Annotated in this window: 18 protein-coding genes; 17 read left to right on the forward strand and 1 reads right to left on the reverse strand. The window is 42.8% G+C overall.

What is annotated here, in order from left to right:
- Window positions 1-25: 25 nt before the first annotated feature.
- From DCMF_RS23505 to gdhA (DCMF_RS23580), 16 genes are all read left to right on the forward strand, one after another.
- Window positions 26-688, forward strand: a complete 663-nt coding sequence (locus DCMF_RS23505; protein ID WP_148136676.1) for an accessory gene regulator ArgB-like protein — start codon at window positions 26-28, stop codon at window positions 686-688.
- A complete protein-coding gene (locus DCMF_RS30555) occupies window positions 669-791 on the forward strand; it encodes an AgrD family cyclic lactone autoinducer peptide (RefSeq protein ID WP_148136677.1) in 123 nt (40 codons plus the stop codon). The genes DCMF_RS23505 and DCMF_RS30555 overlap by 20 nt, the downstream gene beginning before the upstream one ends.
- Window positions 792-843: 52 nt before the next feature.
- Complete coding sequence (locus DCMF_RS23515; protein ID WP_148136678.1) at window positions 844-1,326, forward strand: hypothetical protein; 483 nt, start codon at window positions 844-846, stop codon at window positions 1,324-1,326.
- A 200-nt stretch (window positions 1,327-1,526) separates the two neighbouring features.
- The gene (locus tag DCMF_RS23520) at window positions 1,527-2,171 is read left to right on the forward strand and encodes a sensor histidine kinase (protein WP_214658844.1); all 645 of its coding nucleotides are present in this window, start codon (window positions 1,527-1,529) and stop codon (window positions 2,169-2,171) included.
- 146 nt (window positions 2,172-2,317) lie between these two features.
- Complete coding sequence (locus tag DCMF_RS23525) at window positions 2,318-2,803, forward strand: hypothetical protein (RefSeq protein ID WP_148136680.1); 486 nt, start codon at window positions 2,318-2,320, stop codon at window positions 2,801-2,803.
- 146 nt (window positions 2,804-2,949) lie between these two features.
- Window positions 2,950-3,387 carry a DUF4342 domain-containing protein gene (locus DCMF_RS23530; protein WP_214658845.1) on the forward strand — a complete coding sequence of 146 codons (438 nt, stop codon included), beginning with the start codon at window positions 2,950-2,952 and terminating at the stop codon, window positions 3,385-3,387.
- A gap of 414 nt (window positions 3,388-3,801) precedes the next feature.
- On the forward strand, window positions 3,802-4,773 hold the full coding sequence (gene glyQ / locus DCMF_RS23535) for a glycine--tRNA ligase subunit alpha (protein WP_148136682.1): 972 nt from the start codon (window positions 3,802-3,804) through the stop codon (window positions 4,771-4,773).
- Window positions 4,774-6,855 (forward strand): glycine--tRNA ligase subunit beta, encoded by a 2,082-nt coding sequence (glyS, locus tag DCMF_RS23540; protein WP_236860110.1) that lies wholly within the window; start codon window positions 4,774-4,776, stop codon window positions 6,853-6,855. It abuts the gene before it with no gap.
- 315 nt (window positions 6,856-7,170) lie between these two features.
- Window positions 7,171-7,812 (forward strand): helix-turn-helix transcriptional regulator, encoded by a 642-nt coding sequence (locus DCMF_RS23545; RefSeq protein ID WP_148138051.1) that lies wholly within the window; start codon window positions 7,171-7,173, stop codon window positions 7,810-7,812.
- A gap of 10 nt (window positions 7,813-7,822) precedes the next feature.
- Window positions 7,823-8,650 carry a pyruvate, water dikinase regulatory protein gene (locus DCMF_RS23550; RefSeq protein WP_148136683.1) on the forward strand — a complete coding sequence of 276 codons (828 nt, stop codon included), beginning with the start codon at window positions 7,823-7,825 and terminating at the stop codon, window positions 8,648-8,650.
- Window positions 8,643-11,300 (forward strand): pyruvate, phosphate dikinase, encoded by a 2,658-nt coding sequence (gene ppdK / locus DCMF_RS23555; RefSeq protein WP_148136684.1) that lies wholly within the window; start codon window positions 8,643-8,645, stop codon window positions 11,298-11,300. Before DCMF_RS23550 ends, ppdK begins: the two co-directional genes overlap by 8 nt.
- Window positions 11,301-11,538: 238 nt before the next feature.
- Complete coding sequence (locus tag DCMF_RS23560; protein ID WP_148136685.1) at window positions 11,539-11,733, forward strand: hypothetical protein; 195 nt, start codon at window positions 11,539-11,541, stop codon at window positions 11,731-11,733.
- Window positions 11,734-12,013: 280 nt separating this feature from the next.
- Window positions 12,014-12,424 carry a hypothetical protein gene (locus DCMF_RS23565; RefSeq protein WP_148136686.1) on the forward strand — a complete coding sequence of 137 codons (411 nt, stop codon included), beginning with the start codon at window positions 12,014-12,016 and terminating at the stop codon, window positions 12,422-12,424.
- A 322-nt stretch (window positions 12,425-12,746) separates the two neighbouring features.
- Complete coding sequence (locus DCMF_RS23570) at window positions 12,747-12,962, forward strand: helix-turn-helix transcriptional regulator (protein WP_148136687.1); 216 nt, start codon at window positions 12,747-12,749, stop codon at window positions 12,960-12,962.
- The gene (locus DCMF_RS23575; protein ID WP_148136688.1) at window positions 12,949-13,392 is read left to right on the forward strand and encodes a hypothetical protein; all 444 of its coding nucleotides are present in this window, start codon (window positions 12,949-12,951) and stop codon (window positions 13,390-13,392) included. The genes DCMF_RS23570 and DCMF_RS23575 overlap by 14 nt, the downstream gene beginning before the upstream one ends.
- Window positions 13,393-13,735: 343 nt before the next feature.
- Complete coding sequence (gene gdhA, locus DCMF_RS23580) at window positions 13,736-15,094, forward strand: NADP-specific glutamate dehydrogenase (RefSeq protein WP_148136689.1); 1,359 nt, start codon at window positions 13,736-13,738, stop codon at window positions 15,092-15,094.
- Between the two features lie 51 nt (window positions 15,095-15,145).
- On the opposite strand, the gene DCMF_RS23585 is transcribed toward gdhA (DCMF_RS23580), so the two are convergent.
- Window positions 15,146-15,844 carry a zeta toxin family protein gene (locus tag DCMF_RS23585; RefSeq protein WP_214658847.1) on the reverse strand — a complete coding sequence of 233 codons (699 nt, stop codon included), beginning with the start codon at window positions 15,842-15,844 and terminating at the stop codon, window positions 15,146-15,148.
- Window positions 15,845-16,147: 303 nt separating this feature from the next.
- Between DCMF_RS23585 and gdhA (DCMF_RS23590) the strand changes: the two genes are divergently transcribed.
- Window positions 16,148-17,485: an NADP-specific glutamate dehydrogenase gene (gdhA, locus tag DCMF_RS23590; RefSeq protein WP_148136691.1), complete on the forward strand. Its 1,338-nt coding sequence runs from the start codon at window positions 16,148-16,150 to the stop codon at window positions 17,483-17,485.
- Window positions 17,486-17,568 lie beyond the last annotated feature (83 nt).

Raw genomic sequence — 17,568 nt, forward strand, 5'->3', positions numbered from 1 at the left:
AAAAAAAACAGTAGAATAATCCCGTATGATGAAAAATAATCAAACTATGACTAATAAGATTAGCCATTATTTGGCAACTGAATCCGGAAAAGATGAAGAGGTAATTTTATTTGGGTTTAAGCTGTTTACTTCATTTATTTTAGGTTATCTAGTTTTAATCGTTTTAGCGGTTAAGTTAGGAATTTTCTACGAAACGATTACGGCTGGATTAACAGTTTCGTTCTTTCGTACTTTTTCCGGAGGAGCGCATGCTTCTTCTCAATGGAGATGCAATTTAATTGGCTTATTGATCCTCATCCCTATTGGCTTTTTTGTAAAATATGATTATCTAGCTGTCAACCCATTTTTAGGTTATTTATTGTTGTTGACTACTATTTTAGGAATATGGTCAACCTATATTTATGCACCTGCGGATACTCCTGGCAAACCAGTCACATCACAAGTACAAAAGAAGTATTTACGCAGAATTTCTTTTACTTTACTTTTTGTATGGAGTATACTTTGTATTTTCTTGGTGCTCTATGAAAAAAATCTATTAATCAATCGCCTGATATTCGCTAGTTGCTTAGGTATGGTGTGGCAGATTTTTTCTATTACTCCTATCGGTTATTTGTTTGTTCATTTTTTAGATAGCTTGTTAAAAATAATTACAGAAAGGAGGAGAGAGAATGAGCCGGATATTTGTTAGATTATTTACGGTAGTATTGACATTAATTGCCTTAGCTAATGTGGCGGTTGCTTGTGGACCAATGTCATATCAGCCAGATGTTCCTGCGGCATTAAGAAAGTAATTTATACTAGATATATAAAATATAAAAATTCTTTAAAAGGAGCCGATCGATAATGGGGGATCTTATGATCCTAATTTTTTTGCATATGATACAATCTGCAATAATGATAGTAACTGGATTAGAATTATTTAATATCAACTATAAACTTAAAAATATCTTAATACCAGTAATGATTTTCGGGCTAGCAATTTGGGTAGTTCGTAAGGTTTATGTTTATTATCATATACCCTTTGGATCACATACTCTGGTATTAATAGTATTATTTTGTATTATTCTCAGATTGTTTGTGATAGTGAAAAATCACTATGTAATAAGCATTGCCCTTTTAGATTTCAGCTTGATCATGCTGGGGTCATGTCTGGTAGGATATATTTTTAATATTTTTCATGTAGATTCGAGTGTTGTAATGAAGTCTCCTTCGCTACTTGTTGTATTTGGTCAAGCAGAAAATATTTTTCTTATTATATTATTAGTCGCATTAAAAATATTTAAAATTAATATTTTTACTATTATAGAAAAGATTGAAGTGAAATGATTAGGAAAAAACTTATAGTTTTGAATTATTTTTTATTGCAGATCTGCTTTCTTTCCTTTATTTCATATGTTTACATTTTTAATGTTTTTCAAGAATATAGAGTTAGTACAGAAACCATTCTATTTCTTGTTTATTCCGTTGTATTTATAGATATTTTTTTATTTATAGAATTTATTAGACTATTTTCGAAAGAAAAGAATATGGAAAAAAGGATGGAAGTTGAGAAGGTTAGTCTGCTTTTAGAAGAAGCCAATAATTTAATATATTCTATTCGGGCAAAGCATCATGATTTTATCAATCATCTACAGGTAATTATGGGGTTGGCCCAATTAGGCAATAATGAAGAAGTGAGCAGATATATTAAAAATCTTTCAAACGAATTAATTGAATATGAAAAGCTCGTTTCGTTAAAAAGACCGGAGGTAGCAGCCCTTATTTGTAGTAAAACTGCCAGCCTCAGTTATCTTCGAGTCTATTTGGATATTACTACATCACTAGAAAATTTGGAAATATCACCGTTTCCTTTAGTGACCGTTTTAGGGAATTTAATTGATAATGCCGTGTATGAAATATCTACAAAGGATGACAAATGGATTAAAATAGCGATTTATGAAGACCCAAAATATTTTGTTTTTGAGATCACTAACCCTGGAGTAATTCCCCAAGAAATTCGGAGCAGAATTTTTGATTTGGGTTTTACCACTAAAGAGGAAAAAGACGGAGGAAGAGGTCTATATATAGCAGAAAAAATTATCACAAATTCGGAGGGTATGTTATTTGTTGATTTGTTAAAAGAAAATGAGACTACATTTATAGTTAAATTACCAAAATGTATTAAAAAGTAATTACAGTTTTTGGTGTATAAAGTAGATAATGCTTTTAAGATCAATTACAGAGCAGTATGGGAATAATTATTGCTGATGGAGAAGTTTTTCCTACTTAATTTAAGAAAGTAAAAGAGAATAAATAATCTAAATATCAGGAGGCTTTAATGGAAGATCTTAAGGTAATAATATTTTTCTATATGATACAATCTCTTTTAATGATTTTGACAGGATTAAAATTTTTTAGCGTTAAGTATAAAACTAAAAATGTATTAGTACCTGTATTTGTATTTGGACTAGTAATTTGGTTGGTACGCAAATTATATATTTATTTTCAGATACCGCTTGGCACACATACCCTTGTGCTATTAGTATTATTTTGTGTTATACTCAGAATATTTTTTAGATTAAATATCACATACATTTTAGGTATTGCTTTTCTTGATTTTAGTTTAGTTATGCTTGGAGGAGGCTTGACAGTATATTTTTATAAAATTTTTAATGTTCAACCAGAATTTGTACTTGATCATGCATGGATGCATATATTAATGGGGCAAGTAGAAAATATTTTTCTTATAATTTTATTATTGATTCTAGAATTATTCAATATAAGCATTTTTAAAATTATGAGAAAAATTGAGGAAAATAGGTAACCATGTTTTAAATTTTATCGTTAAATTACCAAAGGATATAAAAGAGTGAAAAACCCGGGCACTCTTTTATGAAAGTGAAATTCGCTCCATTTCCCCTGCATAAAATTATTCTTCTACGGGCATAAATGCTCATAGAAGGAGTGATCATGATGGATGATACATTAAAAAAGATAGATCAAATCAAAGACCGGACCGGCGTTAGCTACGGCATGGCCAAGGAGGCTTTGGAAAAAAGCGAGGGAAGTGTGATAGATGCCATCATTTATTTGGAAAAGCAGGCTAATTCCCCGGAGAAAAAGGCAATGGAGCAGGGAAAAGACCTTTGGCATGGTTTGCAGGGCGCGATAGAGAAAGGAAAAGATGCCAAAATCCGGGTGTTAAAGGAAGGAAAACCGGTGGCGGAAGTACCGGCCGCAGCGGGAGTTCTGGGGCTGGTAGGTGCTCTGGCCATTCCCGGAGTTGCCGTAGTGGGGGCTGTGGGCTCCGTTGTGGCCTTAATGAACAAATATTCTCTGGAAGTGAAACGAAACGATGATCCGGATCAAGATCCGGACCGGGAAAATGACGTTGACAATAAGGCCTAATTTTGCTAAAGTTTAACCTGACAAGTTAAATAAAGTTGTGACGATCGAGACAAGTACCCAGTAATTTTCAGGCGGGGCAGCATAACCCGCAAAAGAGAGCCGGGAGGGTGGAAACCGGCAGCCCATGCTGGGGAAGGCACTCAGGAGCAGTCGGGTGAAAGCAAGGCAAATAGCCTGAACCGGAGTCATCCTCCGTTATCAAAGAATGGTATGATATGGATACCGGATTGAGACGGACTATTACGTCAATCAGGGTGGAACCGCGGGAAACAAACCTCTCGTCCCTGTAGCTTTATTGCTGCATGGCCAGGGGTTTTTATTTTTTTATCTGTTTTCCGGTAAGTTCATCGGCCTGCGGGTCCCAAGTCCACCAGCAAAGTGGGTCTGCTGAATTTTTATTTGGAGGGAAAGAAAATGAATTTCCAGGATCTTATTTTAGCGTTAAACAAATTCTGGGGTGAACAAAATTGTATTATCCAACAACCCTATGACATGGAAAAGGGTGCCGGAACCATGAACCCGGCCACAGCCCTGCGGGCTTTGGGGCCGGAGCCATGGAATGTGGCCTATGTGGAACCGTCCCGGCGGCCTACCGACGGCAGGTACGGGGAGAATCCCAACCGGCTTCAGCATTATTATCAATACCAGGTGATCCTGAAGCCTTCTCCGGATAATATTGTGGAATTGTACATGGACAGCCTGCGGGCCATCGGCATCAAACCTGAGGAGCACGATATCCGGCTCGTGGAGGATAACTGGGAATCAGCGAATTTGGGAGCATGGGGCTTGGGCTGGGAAGTTTGGCTGGACGGCATGGAAGTAACCCAATTCACCTACTTCCAGCAGTTCGGGGGATTGGACTGCAAACCCGTGAGCGGGGAAATTACTTACGGAATTGAGCGGCTGGCCATGTTTATCCAGAAGGTGGACAGTGTTTTTGACATTGAGTGGGTAAATGGGATTACTTATGGTGACGTGCACCACCAGACGGAAGTGGATTATTCTTATTACAACTTTCAGGTCGCGGATACCGGGATGCTGTTCAAACTATTTGATATGTTTGAAGAGGAGTTTAAAAGGGTGGTAGAGAAAGGGCTGGTTCAGCCCGCCTACGATTATGTACTGAAATGCTCCCATACTTTCAACCTGTTGGATGCCCGGGGTGCCATCAGTGTCACCGAGCGGCAGAGCTACATTACCCGGGTGCGCAACTTGGCGAAAGTTGTTAGCGTGGCATACGTGAAGCAGCGGGAGGATCTGGGCTTTCCTCTTATCAAGGATGGGGCAAAACGTGAATCCATGGGGCTTCCTCCCCTCCTGCAGTCTCGTCCTGCCGCAAACAAAGCCCTTGATACCAAAGATCCCATGGATGTGAAGGAGGCATAAATGATGGCAAAGGATCTGTTATTTGAAATAGGCACGGAAGAGATACCTGCTCGTTTTATGGCGTCGGCTTTAAAACAGATGAAAGAATTAGGGGAGAGCAGCCTCAAAGAGGCCCGTCTGGCTTTTTCTCACATCCATGTGTACGGGACGCCCCGGAGACTTGCCCTTCTGGTTGAGGGTCTGGCGGAAAAACAGGCCGATGTGCAGGAAGAGGTGAAAGGACCTTCAGAAAAGGCAGCCTTTGATGGGGAAGGCAACCCGACCAAAGCGGTCCTGGGTTTTGCCCGGGGACAAGGGGTAGAGGTAAAAGATCTGGCTATCAAAGAAACCCCGGCGGGGAAATATGTTTTTGCGACGAAGAAAGCGGCAGGACAAGGGGCGGAAACGGTTCTTCCCGGCATCCTTTTAAACCTTGTGCACAAGCTCTATTTCCCCAAACCTATGCGCTGGGGTGATTTAGAGATGCGTTTTGCCCGTCCCATCCGGTGGATGGTGGCTTTATTCGGCAACGAGGTGCTTCCTGTGGAAGTGGAGGGACTGAAAGCAGGAAGAGAAAGCCGCAGCCATCGTTTTCTCGGCCAGGGCATCGTAGAATTAGCCTCTCCTGATCAGTACATCCCCAAACTAAAAGAAAACTATTGTATCGTGGACCAAAATGAAAGAAAACAGCTGATCTGGCAGCAGATCCAGGAAACGGCCGGGAAGAGCGGCGGCCAGGTGCTGCCGGATGACGAATTATTGGAGGAAGTAACCTATCTGCTGGAATATCCCACCGCTTTGTGCGGCGGTTTTGAAGAAAAGTATCTTGCCCTGCCCAAAGAAGTGTTGATTACACCGATGCGGGAGCACCAAAGATATTTTCCGGTGTTAAAAGAAGATGGAAGCCTGCTCCCGAAATTTATCACGGTGCGCAACGGTTTAGCGGAACATTTGGATATTGTCACGGCCGGCAATGAAAAGGTTTTGAAGGCACGGCTGGCGGATGCGGAGTTCTTTTATACGGAAGACTTGAAAAAGAATTTGGCGGATCATGTACCGAAACTGGAAAGCATTGTCTTCCACGAAAGATTGGGCAGTTTGTACGCCAAAGTGGAACGGGTCCAGAAGCTGGCGGAATATATCGGCCAGCAATTAGGCTTCTCTCCGGAAGAAATTAGGGATACCCGGCGCGCGGCATACCTGTCCAAGGCCGATCTGGTCACCAATGTGGTCTACGAATTTCCTGAGCTTCAGGGGATCATGGGCGAATACTATGCCCGGCACGCCGGAGAGAATACCGCGGTGAGCACGGCGATCAGAGAGCATTACCAGCCCAGGTTTGCGGGAGATATGGTACCCCAGTCTAGAGTGGGAACAGCTGTTGCCCTTGCGGATAAATTGGACAGTATTGTGGGCTTCTTCGGTATGAATATTCAGCCCACCGGGTCCCAAGATCCGTATGCTTTAAGAAGACAGGCTTTGGGTATGGTGCACACCATTCTGCACCATAACCTGGAGATTTCCCTCCCATATCTGGTGCGAAAAGCCTACCAGCTCCTTCAAGAGCAGGTTGTTTTCCCCCAGGATGAGCAAAAAACATTGTCGGATATCCTGGCCTTTTTTAAACAGCGCATGGACAATGTGCTGACAGAGGCAGGAATACGGTATGACGTGATTAATGCGGTCTTGGCGGCGGACCTGGATCATCTTTCCGAAATCCGGAGAAAAGCGGTGGCGATCAGTGAATTCAGAGAAAGCACCGAGTTCCACCAGTTGATTACCGGCTTTACCAGGGCGGCTAATCTGGCGAAAAACGCGGTCAAGAACGATGTGAGGCCGGATTCGTTTACCTACGAGGAAGAAACCTGCCTTTACCAGGAATTTCTCAAGGTCAAGGAAAAGGCCGATGCCTATATCGGCAGGAAAGATTATCAGAAGGCCTTAGGGGCTGTAGCGGATCTCCGGGAACCTATTGATCATTTTTTTACCGCTGTGATGGTGATGGTTGATGACACCGACATTAAAGAGAACCGGCTGGCTTTATTAAAGCAGATTGCCGATTACGTCACGGGCATAGCCGACCTTTCACAGTTGGTAGTTTAAAAATTTTCTTAGTCCAAAGGGGCTTTCCGGGAACCGGGAAAACAAGAGCAGGGAGCATTTATACATTAAAAAATCAAGTTGACGTAACCCGCAACTTGATTTTTTTTTACAGCAACTTTCTGATAATTTTTTCCGGTAGCTGGCAACCGGTGTCCGGACCCCGAAAACGGGATAATATTTTTTAAAATATGCCAATTTATAGGAAAATCCTATTGACCGGGGGAGTACATTTAAATATAGTAGTAATATATTGTTTTTAGTTAAATAGTATGACATAATGTAGTTTTCGGTAGATTATGAGGGGTGGTGGCTACTATTCAGCTTACGTTTCGACAAAGAGAGATTATTGGTATCGTAAAAGAAAAGGGCCCAATAACAGGGGAAGTTATAGCCCAACACCTCAATTTAACCAGGGCAGCATTGAGAGCAGATTTGACCATCCTGGTGATGGCCGGGTTAATTGATGCCAGACCCCGGGTGGGGTACTATTATGTGGGAGACGATTCCCGGTCTTTTATCTCAGAAAAGATCCAAGAAATGAAAGTAAATGACTTTAAATCAATCCCCATTGTCGTAAAAGAAGAGGCATCTGTTTATGATACCATTGTGACCATGTTTGTTGAAGATGTCGGTTCCCTTTTTATTGTGAGCGAGGGAGGGCTTTTGCAAGGAGTAGTTTCCCGAAAAGATCTTTTAAAAGTTACATTAGGTCAGGGAGATCTTCATAAAATACCTGTAAAAGTAATCATGACCAGGATGCCGAATATTATTACCACTTTTTTGGATGAATCCGTTTTCGATGCCGCAAAAAAAATTATTGAACATCAGATTGACGCCCTTCCGGTGGTGCGGCTTTGTGCCGGTGATCCGGGTCATGAGGGTAATCTGGAAGTGGTGGGCCGGTTTACCAAAACCAATATCACGAGAATTTTCCTGGAATTAGTGGAAGGCAAATAAGGGGGTTCATATGAACGAAAAAACAAGTGATCCGGTAATATTCGTTGTTTCAGACTCATTGGGTGAAACTGCGGAGCTGGTGGCCCGGGCTGCCGGCAGCCAATTCGACGGGGGACATGTCAATATCCGTCGGGTGCCATATGTTGCGGAAGTGAGCGACATAGAAGCTATTTTCCAGGAAGCTGTCAAATACAACAGTGTGATTACCTATACCGTGGTAATTGAAGAACTGCGCGAAGCCATCAGCCGGCTTTCTGTGGAACATGACATCCCTTGTGTAGATCTATTGGGGCCTACTATGGAGGCAGTAACCCGGGTTACCGGGATGCAGCCGAAAATGGCCACAGGTCTTTTAAGAAAACTGGATGATGAGTATTTCCGCAAGGTAGATGCCATCGAATTTGCCGTAAAGTATGATGACGGCAAGGATGCCCGGGGATTTAAAAAAGCCGATATTGTCTTAATTGGCGTGTCCAGGACTTCTAAAACACCCGTGTGCATGTATTTGGGACACAAAAAAATCAAAGCCGCCAATCTGCCTTTGGTACCGGAGGTAGCTCCGCCGGAAGAGCTATTCGAGATACCGCCTAAGAAAATTATTGGGCTTACCATCAGATCCCAACTATTAAATGATATCAGAAGCGAGCGGCTGAAAGTACTTGGCTTAGGGTCGGGAGCGGATTATGCCAATCCCAACCGCATCATTGAAGAGTTGGAATATGCGGAAAGCATTTTTCGTAAAGTTGGTTGCGCCGTCATCGATGTGACAAACCGGGCGGTAGAAGAGACAGCCAGTAAAGTACTAGAGATATATTATAAGGGGGAGAAAAATGTCTAACAGAAAGTATGTCTACTTATTTCATGAGGGAAAGGCGGAAATGAAAGACCTGCTGGGCGGAAAAGGGGCCAATCTTGCGGAAATGACCAATATCGGCTTGCCGGTTCCTCCGGGATTGACCATTACCACGGAAGCATGCAATGAGTATTATGAAGTAGGGCGTGCCTTTCCCGCCGGTTTGGAAGAACAACTGCAAAAAGGTTTGCAGGATCTGGAGCAGCAAATCGGCAAAAAATTTGGGGATGCCGTCAATCCTCTTCTCGTTTCTGTGCGCTCCGGAGCGAAAATATCCATGCCGGGCATGATGGATACCATTCTGAATTTAGGGTTAAACGATGTTACCGTGCAAGGCTTGATCCAGGCCACAGGGAATGCGCGGTTTGCTCTGGACTGCTACCGGCGCTTTATTCAAATGTTTGGTGATGTGGCCATGGGCGTACCCCATCATGCTTTTGAAGAGATCCTGGCCCGGGCCAAAGAGGAGCAGGGAGTGGGGTTTGACCATCAGCTTGATGCGGAAGCCTTAAAACAAATTATTGGAAAATATCAGCAGCTTTACCAAGAACATACCGGTACCGACTTCCCTCAGGAACCTTATCAGCAATTGCTGCTTGCCATCAAAGCGGTATTTGGTTCCTGGAACAGTGACCGGGCCATCGTTTACCGGAAACATAACAAGATCCCTGATGATTTGGGCACTGCTGTAAATGTTCAGGCCATGGTCTTCGGAAATATGGGCGATGACTGCGGTACCGGAGTCGCTTTTACCCGGAATCCTTCCACTGGAGAAAAGAAGCTCTACGGGGAGTACCTGATCAACGCCCAGGGCGAGGATGTGGTGGCCGGGATCCGTACCCCCCAGCCCATATCCAGCTTAGAGCAGGATATGCCGGAAATTTATCAGCAATTTGTCCAGATCAGCCAGCGCTTGGAAAAGCACTATCGCGACATGCAGGATATTGAGTTTACCGTGGAAAAGGGCAAACTTTACATGCTTCAGACGAGAAACGGCAAAAGAACTGCCGCTGCAGCCATGAAGGCGGCGGTAGATATGGTCCATGAAGGTCTAATTAGTAAAGAAGAAGCGATGCTCCGGGTGGATCCCAAGCAGATCAATCAGATTTTGCATCCCCGCATTGATACCAAGGCAAAATTAAATATTATTGCTACAGGTTTACCGGCTTCCCCCGGAGCGGCCTCGGGAGAAGTAGTATTTGATGCCGATGATGCGGAAAAGCAGGGTAAGGAAGGCAAAAAAGTAGTCCTGGTCCGCACCGAGACGACCCCCGATGATATTCATGGGTTGGTCATGGCCCAGGGCGTTCTGACCAGCAGGGGAGGAATGACCAGCCATGCCGCCGTGGTGGCCCGGGGAATGGGCAAGCCGGCGGTATGCGGTTGTGAAGCGCTGAAAATTGATTATGAACAAAAATGTTTCACGGTGGGCAGGATCACGGTGCAGGAAGGAGATTTAATTTCGATTGACGGGGCTACCGGTCAGGTAATACTGGGTCAGGTTCCTACCCTGGCGCCGGAATTGGGCGGTGAATTTGCCGAATTCTTAGGCTGGGCCGACGAGATCAGAACCATGGGGGTCAGGGCCAATGCCGATACCCCGGAGGATGCCAAAAAAGCCCGGGATTTCGGGGCGGCAGGAATCGGGCTGACCCGGACCGAGCATATGTTCATGCAGCAGGAGCGCTTGCCTATTGTGCAGCAGATGATTCTGGCGGAAACCGTAGAAGAAAGACAAAAAGCCTTGGATCAGCTTCTGCCTTTCCAGCAGGAAGATTTTTACGGCATTTTAGAAGCCATGGAAGGATATCCCGTGTGTATTCGTTTGCTGGATCCGCCTCTACATGAATTTTTACCGAACCGGGAAGAATTGCTCGTGGAAATTACCACATTAAAATGTACCGGAGGGGACCCGGAACTGATCACTGAAAAAGAAGTTTTGCTGAAAAAAGTGGAAGCATTGCATGAATTCAACCCCATGCTGGGCCACCGGGGATGCCGTTTAGGCATCACCTACCCGGAAATCTATGCCATGCAGGCCAGGGCAATATTCCAGGCAGTAGCCCAGTTGACCAAAGAAGGGGTAAAAGCAATCCCTGAAGTGGAAATACCCTTGGTGATTCACGTCAATGAATTGGCTTTCCTGAGAAAACAGACTATCGAAATAGCGGAACAGGTGATGAAAGAAACCGGGGTCGAATTCGAATATACCGTAGGCACCATGATCGAAGTTCCCCGGGCTGCCCTCACCGCAGACGAAATTGCCCGGGAGGCGGACTTTTTCTCTTTCGGTACCAATGACCTAACCCAGACCACCTTTGGCTTTTCCCGGGATGATGCGGAAGGCAAGTTCTTGCAGCATTATATTGATGCCAAGGTTTTGAAGGAAAATCCTTTTGTGACCCTGGATCCCCTTGGGGTAGGCAAATTAATGGATTTAACGGTGAAACTGGGCCGTACCACCAAGCCGGACTTGCAGATCGGCATTTGCGGCGAACATGGAGGAGATCCGGACTCCATTGAAACCTGTTACAAACTGGGATTGGACTTTGTCAGTTGTTCCACTTTCCGGGTGCCTATCGCCCGGTTGGCGGCAGCCCAGGCGGTGATAAGCAACAAAGACCAATCGAAGTAAGTTTCAAAACGAAAACAAGGGTGCTGTCACTTAATAAGATTAGGTGGCAGCACCCTTGTTGTTATAATATTTTCAATTAAAGAAAAATTGTTTTGTGACGGACCAGAAAAATATGTTAAAATGAACGTTAAGTAAATTAACTCTAGAGACATGATTCTGACATACTGTAATAACTGTGAAGTAGGTTATAAATAAGCTATAATAAATATTAGTAGATGTTGTGAAGTAAGGAGTATTTATGCTGAAAAGAAGTATGGAAAAAAAAGAGGCAGCAGCAATTGGAATTATAGGAATACCCGATGAAGAAACTATTACAATGTTGGAAAAGGAGTTGGGGAAGCCTATAAAGAAGATTGAAAAAAATGGAAAGATTATTTTATTGGTTGGTAAAGGATTATTTAAAAAGAAAATTGTAATTCCTATCGAAGAATAGGTATACTGAAAACTGATTTACATTGAAATTTTTTGCAGTGTTTTTATTTTGTGAAGTTAGTCAGAAATCTTGTATAATTTATTCCTAGAGTGTTCCATAATGCGAAAAAATGATGATTAGTCTATTATGATTGTGTCGCAGTAAGCGGAGGAAGCCTGGACAGAAGTAAGGCAATACAAAACATAGCATCAAATTGACTCCGGCGGGTGACCTTAGAGTTGCCTGCCGGTTTTTGTTTGTGGAAACAAAATCCGGATAGATGATAAGGGAAGATTTAATTATGAATTTTCAAATTTACATCCAAAAAGAAATAAATGTATTTTATGAGTTTACAAAAGAAGACCAAGAAGAAATTCAAGAAAAAGAATATACTGACAGTGCAAATGAGGATCCGGACTATAAAATACCGGTTATAAAGCTAGATAATGAAATTCCTAAAATAACCAATAAAGCTTCATTCACAATCAGTGGAACTTGCGAAAATGCAGACTATATAGTTATAAATGGTCCGTTTAATTTTAGTGGCAAAATGAAATTAGAAGATGGTAGATATAGTTTTACTGTAGGACTTTGGACAGGTGACAATGGCGGTTCTCAATCAGAAAAAGGAGTATACAATTTTATTCAAATATATGCAGCCAACAAAGATAAGGTCTTGGTTAGAGAATATATAGTTTACTATAAAGAATAGTTTTATATGGGTACTAGTACTTTGGCAACTCTAAATTTTTATTAAAATATTCTTTGTGTTATATTATTCACAGAAACGCCGCTGTTAACAATAAAGACCAATCAAAATAAGGCTTAAATAGTATGGTTGAAGCCCCTGAAGCTTTATATACCAAGGGCTTGAAAGATTTTGCATAAATGAAAGACGGGTACTGTTTCTTAATGATTTTTAAGAGACAGTACTCTTTTTTATATAGATGTAAAGGAAACTTGACAAAGTGGGAGAAAGCCTTTACAATAGATGTAAAGGTACCTTGTCACCGGAAGAGATGGTTGGTGGTTAAATGGAAAATAAAGTTGAAGAGCTTAGAAAGCTTATAGGACTTAATCAAGAAGATTTGGCAAAGGCGCTTAAAGTTTCAAGGCAAACAATCAGTTCAATAGAAACAGGGAAGTATAACCCTTCGCTAGAATTAGCCTTTGCAATTTCCGCTTACTTTCAAAAATCAATTGAAGAAATATTTATTTATGAAGGGAGAGGGGAGAATGAAAAAAAGTAACCTGTATATAGGGCTGATATACTTGTTTATAGGAATTGTTTGCTTAGTTATTGCGCTGAATTTTGAGTCAAGACTAGAAAGCCTATTATTTGGGTTCACAGGGGCAGGGATTTGCGGTGGAGCAGTTATCTTATGGAAATATTATTATTGGACCCGACCGGAAAATAAAGACAAATATCAAGAAAAAATTGAAAATGAAACCATTGAATTGCATGACGAAAGAAAAACAATTCTGCGGGATAAATCTGGAAGATATGCGTATATTATTGGGCTGATAGTAATGTCTGTGTCTATTGTAATCTTTTCCATAATAGGGAGTCTTAATATCATAGAAAATTCGAAGCTGATAATAACATATTTAGCTGGATTTTTGGTATTCCAATATATCATAGGAATTTTAATTTTTAAACATCTGAATAAGAAATACTAAGCAGGCTCTAAGGAGTGTTCAATAATAGTGAAAATTAAGATGGGTCTATTTTGATAGCCGTGGCTCAGGCCGTGGTAAGCCAGAAAAGAGTTGAGAGAACATAGGAACTTGGAAAAAATATCACAAAAACAGGTATAAAAATCATTCTTGTCTGTTTTTGTCTGTGGTAAGATCAGAAAAATGGGTAAAAAATGAAAAAACCATCTAGATAAATTCAGCAAGACGTTTTATAATAGGATTGTATACATAATACAATGTACAATTTATTGAATTGCCTGAATAAAAGCGATTTATTCGGCAAGTATGTCAAATCAATTTTCTCATCACAAAGGAGGCTTTACCTATGTCTACAGGAGAGAACTGTCTAAAGGGAAATCTTGAATCATTTATGCAAAAAGTTATGGCAAAGAATCCCGGTGAAAAAGAATTTCACCAGGCAGTGCAGGAAGTGGCCACTTGTATTATGCCCTTCATCGACAAAAACCCCAAGTATCAGAAAGCAAAGATACTGGAGCGCATGGTAGAAGCGGAGCGGGCCATCATCTTTCGCGTACCCTGGGTTGATGATAAAGGAGAAGTCCAGGTTAACCGGGGTTACAGGGTAGAAATGAATAGTGCCATCGGCCCCTATAAAGGGGGATTAAGATTTCACCCCACCGTCAGCTTAAGTGTAATGAAATTTTTGGCCTTTGAACAAGTTTTGAAGAACAGTTTAACCACGCTGCCCATGGGAGGGGGAAAGGGAGGTTCCGACTTTGATCCCAGGGGAAAATCCGACAACGAAGTGATGCACTTCTGCCAGGCTTTCATGAGCGAACTTTTCCGCCATATTGGACCCAACACCGACGTTCCTGCCGGTGACATCGGCGTAGGGGGCCGGGAAATCGGCTATCTCTTTGGCCAATATAAAAAACTGAAGAACGAATTTACCGGCGTACTTACGGGAAAAGGAATTACCTGGGGCGGGAGCCTGATTCGTCCGGAAGCCACCGGGTACGGAACGGTATACTTCTTGGAGGAAATGCTTAAGACCCGGGGCGAAACCGTAGAGGGCAAAACCATTGCCATTTCGGGATATGGAAATGTAGGCACCTACTTTATTGAAAAGATTAATGAACTGGGCGGTAAAGTGGTCACGATTGGGGATGAATACGGATATGTCTATGATCCGGACGGCATCAAAGGTGAAAAACTTGATTTTCTCAAGGACCTGTGGGTGATCCACCGCAGACCGGCGAAAGACTATGCCAATGAATTCAATTTGAAATGGGTAGAAGGGAAACGTCCTTGGGAAGTACCTTGCGATATTGCGGTGCCTACGGCCACTCAAAACGAAATCGACGGCCCGGATGCCAAAAACCTGATTGAAAACGGGTGCTGGTGTGTGGCGGAAAGCTCCAATATGCCCTCCACCTTGCAGGCGATCGAAGTATTCCAAGAAGCAAAAATACTTTTTGCCCCCGGAAAAGCTGTTAATGCCGGCGGCGTGGCCGTATCCGGACTGGAAATGGCCCAAAACAGCATGAGATACAACTGGTCCAGAGAAGAAGTTGACCAGAAGTTACGAAATATTATGCAGAATATTCATGAACAGTGTGTGCGTTTTGGCAAACACGGCGACTACATTAATTATGTAGAGGGAGCCAACCTGGCCGGATTTGTTAAGGTGGCCGATGCCATGCTGGAACAAGGTATTGTGTAAAATGAATGATGTGAAAACCCCGTCTTTTCAGGCGGGGTTTTTTATTGGATGCTATTGATTTTGGGCCGCTTTCTCCATGAATTCCCGAAATTTTTCCCCATTGATGATATGAAGTCCGGAGCCGTCCCTTTCTGCGATCACACTCCCCGAAGCGCCTTCAAAGGAATTATCATAGATTCTCATGCGGTCAAACTGATCTTCAATAGCCATAAAGGTCACGGGAAACTGGTGATGAAAATAGCGAAAAATCCGCTCCGGCACTTTGCGGTGTATTTTTTGAAATCTTTTTCTTTCCCGGGTCAGGGCTACCTCTTCCGAGGTATAAACACCCACAATTATTAAATGATAGCCGGCTTTTTTAGCCCGGTGGATAAAAGGAAGATATTCATCCGGCGGGGCCGCTAAGCTGGAATCATAAATAAAGGAATTTTTGTTGTCCAGGCACAAATAAATGGCCTTCTGGGCAATATATTTACTTTCTTTATGTATTTCAATACCTGTTTTTTCAGAAGCCAAACTATGGCACGGGTTCAGGACCAATCTGGCTTTCATGATGTCGGCATCAATAATGACAGGGGAGATACCCAGCCAGGGAATGATCACTTGATCACGAAGAGTGCTTTTTCCTGCCGCTGCCCCGCCGCCGATAAACACGGCCAGGGGAAAATCCGAGGGAGGCTGATTGATCGTCTCCGCTAATATTTGATCATGAAGGGCTCTTCTTTCCGAAGAATACTTTTCCCCTTTCACCGCTCTCACCTTTCCCGGAATAAAGTCGCATCGAACTGAAATAAAAAACAATTTGACTATAATTATATGTTATTAATTGCTCTTATGAAAGAATATTATTCAAAATAGCAAAATTCCCTTAGACTGAAAAAAAGCGTAATTTAATTATTAAAAAAATAATAGAAAAAATTGACACCCTGTAATATAATTTGAGATAGCGGGTGGTTGTAGTATACAATGAACATTATACAATGTGCTCATGAACCGGTAACAAAAGGTCTTCTGGCGCCTTTTGTCATAAATTACTTATAAGGGGATGATCTGATGTCGTATGTTCAGGAAGTATTTGAAACCGTAAAAAAACGGAACCCAGGTGAAGCGGAATTCCACCAGGCAGTGGAAGAGGTTTTAGAGTCACTTGCACCAGTGATCGAAAGGCACCCCGAATATGCTGAGACTGGTTTATTGGAGCGCATCGTAGAGCCGGAACGACAAATTCTTTTCCGGGTCCCCTGGGAAGATGATCAGGGCAAGATCCACGTGAACCGGGGATTCAGAGTCCAGTTTAACAGTGCCATCGGACCCTACAAAGGCGGCTTGAGATTCCATCCTTCGGTCAATTTAGGTATCATCAAATTTTTGGGATTTGAACAAATCTTTAAAAACTCTTTAACCGGACTTCCCATTGGCGGAGGTAAAGGTGGTTCAGACTTTGATCCCAAAGGTAAATCCGACCGGGAGGTCATGCGCTTCTGCCAGAGTTTCATGCATGAATTGTCCCATCACATTGGTCCGGATATTGATGTCCCTGCCGGTGATATCGGTGTAGGGGGCAGAGAAATCGGTTTTTTATACGGACAGTATAAGAGAATTAAAAATGCCACGGAAGCCGGCGTTTTGACCGGGAAAGGGATTCCTTACGGCGGTTCGCTGGCCCGTACGGAAGCGACCGGATACGGCTTAGTCTATTTCTTAAAAGAAATGCTGGAAGACCACGGCCATGAGCTGGCCGGAAAAACCGTCTTAATCTCCGGATCGGGCAATGTATCCATTTATGCCTGCCAAAAATGCCAGGCCTATGGCGCGAAAGTTGTGGCCATGTCCGATTCCAACGGCTACATCTATGATAAAAACGGCATTGATCTGAAAGTAATCCAGCAACTAAAAGAAGTAGAAAGAAAGAGAATTAAAGAATATTTGAATTATCATCCCGAAGCTGAGTATTCCGAAAACTACCGGGGCATTTGGAACATCAAATGTGATATTGCTTTGCCCTGCGCCACCCAAAATGAAATCAACGACAAAGAAGCGGCGACCCTGATTGAAAACGGTGTCATGGCAGTGGCGGAAGGAGCCAATATGCCTTCGACCAGTGAAGCAATTAAACTGTATCAGGATCACAAAATTCTGTTTGGGCCGGCAAAGGCTGCCAATGCAGGCGGGGTAGCCACGTCCGCCCTGGAAATGTGCCAGAACAGTATGCGGCTGGCCTGGTCCTTTGAAGAAGTAGACCAAAAATTACATGGCATCATGGTAAATATCTACAGATCGATCAAAGATGCCGCAAAAGAATACGGCATGGAGGGCAATTATGTAGCAGGAGCCAATATTGCCGGATTCCAGAAGGTTGCCGCATCCATGATGGCTCATGGGATTTATTAAACCCCAGGTTTGGCAGATCGATAGAACAAAGGGGCTATAATAGAAGGGGGATCGTATCTTGGTGAGACGATCCCCCTTTTTTT

It is taken from the genome of Candidatus Formimonas warabiya (assembly GCF_002777255.1).
In the GTDB taxonomy this organism is placed as follows: Bacteria; Bacillota; Dehalobacteriia; order Dehalobacteriales; family Dehalobacteriaceae; genus Formimonas; species Formimonas warabiya.

What these genes read in the sequence shown, in the direction of transcription:
- DCMF_RS23505 (WP_148136676.1), top strand. Translation starts at nt 26, where the DNA reads ATGATGAAAAATAATCAAACTATGACTAATAAGATTAGCCATTATTTG.
- DCMF_RS30555 (WP_148136677.1), top strand. Translation starts at nt 669, where the DNA reads ATGAGCCGGATATTTGTTAGATTATTTACGGTAGTATTGACATTAATT.
- DCMF_RS23515 (WP_148136678.1), top strand. Translation starts at nt 844, where the DNA reads ATGGGGGATCTTATGATCCTAATTTTTTTGCATATGATACAATCTGCA.
- DCMF_RS23520 (WP_214658844.1), top strand. Translation starts at nt 1,527, where the DNA reads ATGGAAAAAAGGATGGAAGTTGAGAAGGTTAGTCTGCTTTTAGAAGAA.
- DCMF_RS23525 (WP_148136680.1), top strand. Translation starts at nt 2,318, where the DNA reads ATGGAAGATCTTAAGGTAATAATATTTTTCTATATGATACAATCTCTT.
- DCMF_RS23530 (WP_214658845.1), top strand. Translation starts at nt 2,950, where the DNA reads ATGATGGATGATACATTAAAAAAGATAGATCAAATCAAAGACCGGACC.
- glyQ (WP_148136682.1), top strand. Translation starts at nt 3,802, where the DNA reads ATGAATTTCCAGGATCTTATTTTAGCGTTAAACAAATTCTGGGGTGAA.
- glyS (WP_236860110.1), top strand. Translation starts at nt 4,774, where the DNA reads ATGATGGCAAAGGATCTGTTATTTGAAATAGGCACGGAAGAGATACCT.
- DCMF_RS23550 (WP_148136683.1), top strand. Translation starts at nt 7,823, where the DNA reads ATGAACGAAAAAACAAGTGATCCGGTAATATTCGTTGTTTCAGACTCA.
- ppdK (WP_148136684.1), top strand. Translation starts at nt 8,643, where the DNA reads ATGTCTAACAGAAAGTATGTCTACTTATTTCATGAGGGAAAGGCGGAA.
- DCMF_RS23560 (WP_148136685.1), top strand. Translation starts at nt 11,539, where the DNA reads ATGCTGAAAAGAAGTATGGAAAAAAAAGAGGCAGCAGCAATTGGAATT.
- DCMF_RS23565 (WP_148136686.1), top strand. Translation starts at nt 12,014, where the DNA reads ATGAATTTTCAAATTTACATCCAAAAAGAAATAAATGTATTTTATGAG.
- DCMF_RS23570 (WP_148136687.1), top strand. Translation starts at nt 12,747, where the DNA reads ATGGAAAATAAAGTTGAAGAGCTTAGAAAGCTTATAGGACTTAATCAA.
- DCMF_RS23575 (WP_148136688.1), top strand. Translation starts at nt 12,949, where the DNA reads ATGAAAAAAAGTAACCTGTATATAGGGCTGATATACTTGTTTATAGGA.
- gdhA (WP_148136689.1), top strand. Translation starts at nt 13,736, where the DNA reads ATGTCTACAGGAGAGAACTGTCTAAAGGGAAATCTTGAATCATTTATG.
- gdhA (WP_148136691.1), top strand. Translation starts at nt 16,148, where the DNA reads ATGTCGTATGTTCAGGAAGTATTTGAAACCGTAAAAAAACGGAACCCA.